Origin of the sequence: Lyngbya sp. CCAP 1446/10, from assembly GCF_026130175.1 — a bacterium.
Lineage (GTDB): Bacteria > Cyanobacteriota > Cyanobacteriia > Cyanobacteriales > Microcoleaceae > Microcoleus.
In genome coordinates, this window is the sequence record NZ_JAIGNI010000116.1 from 1 (window position 1) to 5,146 (window position 5,146).

The following is a 5,146-nucleotide window of genomic DNA, read 5'->3' on the forward strand; positions in this document are numbered from 1 at the left end:
CTCTAGGGGGATTAAATTGAAAAATTTCTATTATAGCATAGATTTTTTTTGCAAGAGGTCTAATAGCTTATAAAGATGCTCCCATTCCCGAAGCTGCACTGCTTTTAAGGTCTAAATTTCGGCGGCTTTTTGAAACTCCAAGCGGCTATGAATTGTTGGATGAACGCAAACAATTAACTGCGACAAAAGTATCGGAGTTGCTGAGAGTTTTAGAGCATCCTGAATTACCTTTACACAATAATCCGGCTGAGTTAGCTGCCAGAACTATGGTGCAGCGACGTAATATTAGCTATGCAACTCAGACGATTGAGGGTACTCAGGCATGGGATACTTTTATGTCTCTTGTTGCTACTACTCGTCAGTTGGGAATCAGTTTTTTTGATTATGTCCGTGACCGAATTTCTCAACTTGGAATTATTCCCTCTCTATCTACTATTATTCGCTCCAAGTCTTCTCTTCATCCCTTGGGCTTGTCTTGGCAACTAGAATAACTGCTACCCCTACTTATTGAGCCGATACATAGATTTCATGTGACAAAAATGATTCATGAGGAATTAAATCAGTCGAGAATTGAGCAAAAAAAGGCAGCATTATCGCTGAAAGCGAAAGAAAAAGCTAAATTATTGGATAGTTTAAAAGGAAGTAAATATACATTATTGAAAGCAGAAAATAAGTTATTTGACGACGATAAAATAAAATTAAAACAAGTAAAAGATGCTTCACTAAGAGTAGGAGCTATGCACACTTTAAAAGAAGAGTTTCACTCTTTATTTGAAAAAAGCAATAATTTGGGTGACGGGATATTAGAATTAACAGATTGGTTGAAAAAAGCACAACCATACTATAAAAAAAGTGTAGAAACAATCAAAAGATGGTTGGGAGAGATTGTGGGCTATTTTGAAGAAAGAACAACAAATGGGATAGTAGAGGGAATTAATACTAAATTAAAGCTATTAAAAAGGTGTGGTTTTGGATTTAGAAATTTGAGAAATTTTGAAATACGGGCATTACTTTTTTGGCATTTTCCTGAAAAATTAGCACAATAAGAAATGAAAATTTAATAACATCAGCGATGTATAATAAGTAAATGAGTGAATATAAATAGGTTCATGTTTCGGTAGGGATGTCAAATATTATACCTGCTTGGTTCTTCTTGTATCGCCCATGATGTGTTGACTTGAATCATTTATTACTAACTTAATTTATGTATTACTCAGACGAAATTACTGCTTTAATGCTCAAACATTATCAGTCTTTATCTGAAAAAGATCAAAGAAAATATGCAGCGATAGAAGCCGTAAAACTTGGTCGTGGTGGAATTATTTACATGGCCCGAGTTTTGGGAGTAGACAGGAATACCATAGCCAAGGGCATTAAAGAGTTAAAAAGTGAATCAGAACACAGCAGGAATCAACAGAGAATTCGCCGACCTGGAGGAGGAAGAAAAACTAGGGATTCTCAGATACCTGATTTAAATGAGCGTTTTTTAGAAGTCTTAAAAAACCACACAGCCGGAGATCCAATGTCCGATAAAATTCAATGGACAAATCTTACGCATCAACAAATAGTTGAAGGTCTGAAGGCTCAGGAAACAATAGTCAGTACCACAGTCGTTCAAGAACTGTTAAAAAAACATGGATATGTGAAACGCAAAGCTCAAAAACAACAAACAACCGGAGTCACAAAAAATCGTAATGAACAATTTGAAAATCTTGCCAGAATAACCGCTGACTATGAGTTACGTGGCAATCCAATTGTTAGTATGGACACCAAAAAGAAGGAATTTATTGGAAATCTCTATCGAGCAGGCAGTCTATATACTACCGAAGTTGTTACGACAGCTTAACTATGATTTTTGGAGTCTAGCTGACGGAAAAGTAGTACCTCATGGAATTTATGATCTGCAACATAACCGAGGATATTTAAACCTGGGAATCAGTAAAGAAACGAGTGAATTTGCTTGTCAATCGATTAAATTATGGTGGATCAATTACGGAAAATTTATCTATCCTCAAGCCGATTCAATTTTAATAAAATGCGATGGAGGTGGCAGTAATAATTCTAATCATCATATCTTTAAATCAGATTTACAAAAGTTAGTTGACGAGCTAGGAATAGAAATTAGAATCGCACACTATCCTCCCTATACATCGAAATATAATCCGATCGAACATCGGGCTCTTCCGTACTTATTGTGCTAATTTTTCAGGAAAATGCCAAAAAAGTAATGCCCGTATTTCAAAATTTCTCAAATTTCTAAATCCAAAACCACACCTTTTTAATAGCTTTAATTTAGTATTAATTCCCCCTACTATCCCATTTGTTGTTCTTTCTTCAAAATAGCCCACAATCTCTCCCAACCATCTTTTGATTATTTCTACACTTTTTTTATAGTATGGTTGTGCTTTTTTCAACCAATCTGTTAATTCTAATATCCCGTCACCCAAATTATTGCTTTTTTCAAATAAAGAGTGAAACTCTTCTTTTAAAGTGTGCATAGCCCCTACTCTTAGTGAAGCATCTTTTACTTGTTTTAATTTTATTTTATCGTCGTCAGATAACTTATTTTCTGCTTTCAACAATGTATATTTACTTCCTTTTAAACTATCCAATAATTTAGCTTTTTCTTTCGCTTTCAGCGATAATGCTGCCTTTTTTTGCTCAATTCTCGACTGATTTAATTCCTCATGAATCATTTTTGTCACATGAAATCTATCTACTGTTACATCAGCATTCGGGCAAATCTTTTTGACTAATGACTTATAATTACCAGTCATGTCCATACTTACTTCTTTGATCTGGCTTAAGACTTTTTCTCCCCATTCAAGCATCTTTTTTTTGATTGCTTCTTGTTTTCTTTCGGCAACTAAGCCTATTAATTTATGTGTTTATAAATCTACTAATACAACTATAAATTTTCCTTGCCCTTTTACTAAACTAATTTCATCTATGCCGAGTTTTTGTAAGTTTTGTACATCAACAGGTAATATTTTATTCGCTACAGTCTTTACCATTGACCAAACTTCTTCTTCTGTTAATTTATTGTTTTTAGCCACGTTATTAATGTCACTATGGACAACTTGTTCAGTAATACTTTGTGCATATCTATTCGTAAAATTTTTGTATCCGCTCAATAAGTTGCGGTAAGCATTAATTTTTCGGAATTGTAGAATTTTAATTTAATTGTACAAATATCTTAATTCAGATCCAAAAATCTCGCATTTTCTGGCTGCTAAATCTTGATTAAAATAATGTATTATCGTAAGGATTCAGGTCTTTGATTGGGGAACAAGAGAAAGCATGAAAAAGCCACAAGAATGGGCAGATATAGCATCACGGAAAAAAGCTATAGCGCTTTTACCCTGAAACCGACAAGTCTGAATCACAGATAACAAATCAGCAGTTTGTTCAAACCGAGACATTGACCGGGAGCCCCCAGATACCTTACGTTTAGTCACGGCTAATCGCAAAGAACGTTCTGCCAAATTATTATCAGGAGGAATGGATGGATGGTCTAAAAAGTACCACCACTGTTGCGCTTTCTCACGCAACGAGCGCAGTAACAGTCCAGCAGCATGACCAACATGACCTTGCCAAGTATTTAACAATTCTGCCAACCTGGTCTTAAAGTCCCTTGCCCAAGTGTGATAATCAAGCTCTTCAGGGTGTTCCCGCCATTTTCGATGTTGTCGAAATGCCTCATCAATTAATTCCAAAAATGCAGAAGCGACGACAGTGTTATTACCGTGGCCCATTTGCAAAACTTTCTTAAAATGTCGCCGTAGATTGGCTAAACATTTCTGCTGCGCTCCCACAATCACACCGTTATAGACGCTAAAATCATCGGAACTCAACACACCAGCAAACTCGTTCCCCAGCATTGTCTCTAATTCGGCTCTACTGCGAGTGTCTGCGGCATGAAACAGGCAAAAATCTTGACCTGTGGCTGTCCACAACCATTCTTTTACTCCCTTGACACACCACGGAGTTTCATCGACATGGACGTTGGCTTGCAATGGTGCCCATTTCCATAGCTCTTCAACGGCAGGCTTTACAGCATCAGCTACCCGCGCATTCGTTGCTTGTAAAGTACCGATCCCAATTTCAATTCCACCTAATTCCCGTAGAAATTCTTGTTGTTTTTCATAGGATATGTGCCCATAATTACCTAACCAGCTCAATAATGCTTGTAGGTCGATGCTTAAGTCTTGTCCTGGAACTATCCCGGATGCTGGTGCACCCATCACCATTGCTCCGCATTCATTACATTGACATTTGACTCGTTGATATTCCACCACTTCAATTGGTAAGGCTGCTAAACACACTACTTGTTGCTTGCTATAACCAATCGCATCACTTAATTCTCTGCTACCACAATGCTCACTCTTAGTCCGGAGTGCTGATTTGATATCTATCTACTCGCCCAAAATCCTTTTCGGGTTTTACCGATATGTCCCGGCTGTCCTCCTGGTTTGCGCTTTGCCTCGGACTCTGACTCTTTTGAGTTGTCAACTTTGGCTGTCTCTGATTTCTGTATCAGATCGCTCGATGGTGGTTTCGATGATGTTTTACTATTGCTGGGCTGTCTCTCTTTGAGGTTTTCGAGCTCTTGTTGTAATTTTTCAATCAGCTTTTGTTGGGTTAGCACAATTTTGACCAGATCCTCACGGCTCAACTGGTCAACTATTTCTAATTTTAGTGCTGCTGATAACTCTGGCTTTTCGCTCATCTGACTACATTACCATATTTTTCGGCTCTGGATGAACTATTTTTTACCTGAATCCTTACGTATTATCAATCATGAAGTCAAGGATATTACAGTCTTTTTGGAACAGTCACAATTAACAGTGGGGTGACACTTAATAAAGGAATCAAGTTCCGATAATTCAAAGCAGTTATCTTTTTTTAAACTTCTTCAATAATCCCAGGACACACCGAAAGAACAAAGCGAAGATTGTTCGCGAATAATCATCCCCAGAGCTGGAATATTTCCCCGGTGAGAAATACTAAAGTGCATATATTCAAAAAAGCTAATTCCTAATTTCCTAGTAGTCGCAACCAGAGACATGAAAATATCCATCGCCTTAGTTCCTTCACAAGTTTGAGTCGCATAGCTGATATTTCGTCGCTGCACCATTGTTCTGGC

The 5,146-nt window shown here is 37.2% G+C and carries 6 protein-coding genes and 2 pseudogenes; 4 read left to right on the forward strand and 4 right to left on the reverse strand.

Going from position 1 to position 5,146, the window contains the following annotated elements; all coding sequences use genetic code 11:
- Positions 1-155 precede the first annotated feature (155 nt).
- The 4 genes from K4039_RS26355 to K4039_RS26370 all read left to right on the forward strand — a co-directional run bounded on the left by K4039_RS26355 (position 156) and on the right by K4039_RS26370 (position 2,201).
- Positions 156-491 carry a hypothetical protein gene (locus K4039_RS26355; RefSeq protein ID WP_265239458.1) on the forward strand — a complete coding sequence of 112 codons (336 nt, stop codon included), beginning with the start codon at positions 156-158 and terminating at the stop codon, positions 489-491.
- Positions 492-530: 39 nt separating this feature from the next.
- On the forward strand, positions 531-1,046 hold the full coding sequence (locus tag K4039_RS26360) for a transposase (protein WP_265239459.1): 516 nt from the start codon (positions 531-533) through the stop codon (positions 1,044-1,046).
- A gap of 158 nt (positions 1,047-1,204) precedes the next feature.
- Positions 1,205-1,846: a hypothetical protein gene (locus K4039_RS26365; protein ID WP_265239460.1), complete on the forward strand. Its 642-nt coding sequence runs from the start codon at positions 1,205-1,207 to the stop codon at positions 1,844-1,846.
- Positions 1,734-2,201 (forward strand): hypothetical protein, encoded by a 468-nt coding sequence (locus tag K4039_RS26370; RefSeq protein WP_265239461.1) that lies wholly within the window; start codon positions 1,734-1,736, stop codon positions 2,199-2,201. The genes K4039_RS26365 and K4039_RS26370 overlap by 113 nt, the downstream gene beginning before the upstream one ends.
- Here the strand turns inward: K4039_RS26370 and K4039_RS26375 are convergent.
- The 4 genes and pseudogenes from K4039_RS26375 to K4039_RS26395 all read right to left on the reverse strand — a co-directional run.
- Positions 2,190-2,876: a transposase gene (locus K4039_RS26375; RefSeq protein ID WP_265239465.1), complete on the reverse strand. Its 687-nt coding sequence runs from the start codon at positions 2,874-2,876 to the stop codon at positions 2,190-2,192. The genes K4039_RS26370 and K4039_RS26375 overlap by 12 nt on opposite strands.
- Positions 2,877-2,888: 12 nt before the next feature.
- A complete protein-coding gene (locus tag K4039_RS26380; RefSeq protein ID WP_265239462.1) occupies positions 2,889-3,056 on the reverse strand; it encodes a hypothetical protein in 168 nt (55 codons plus the stop codon).
- Positions 3,057-3,269: 213 nt separating this feature from the next.
- A pseudogene (locus tag K4039_RS26385) lies at positions 3,270-4,729 on the reverse strand (IS66 family transposase).
- A gap of 186 nt (positions 4,730-4,915) precedes the next feature.
- Positions 4,916-5,146, reverse strand: a pseudogene (locus K4039_RS26395) (hypothetical protein); the annotation flags it as partial.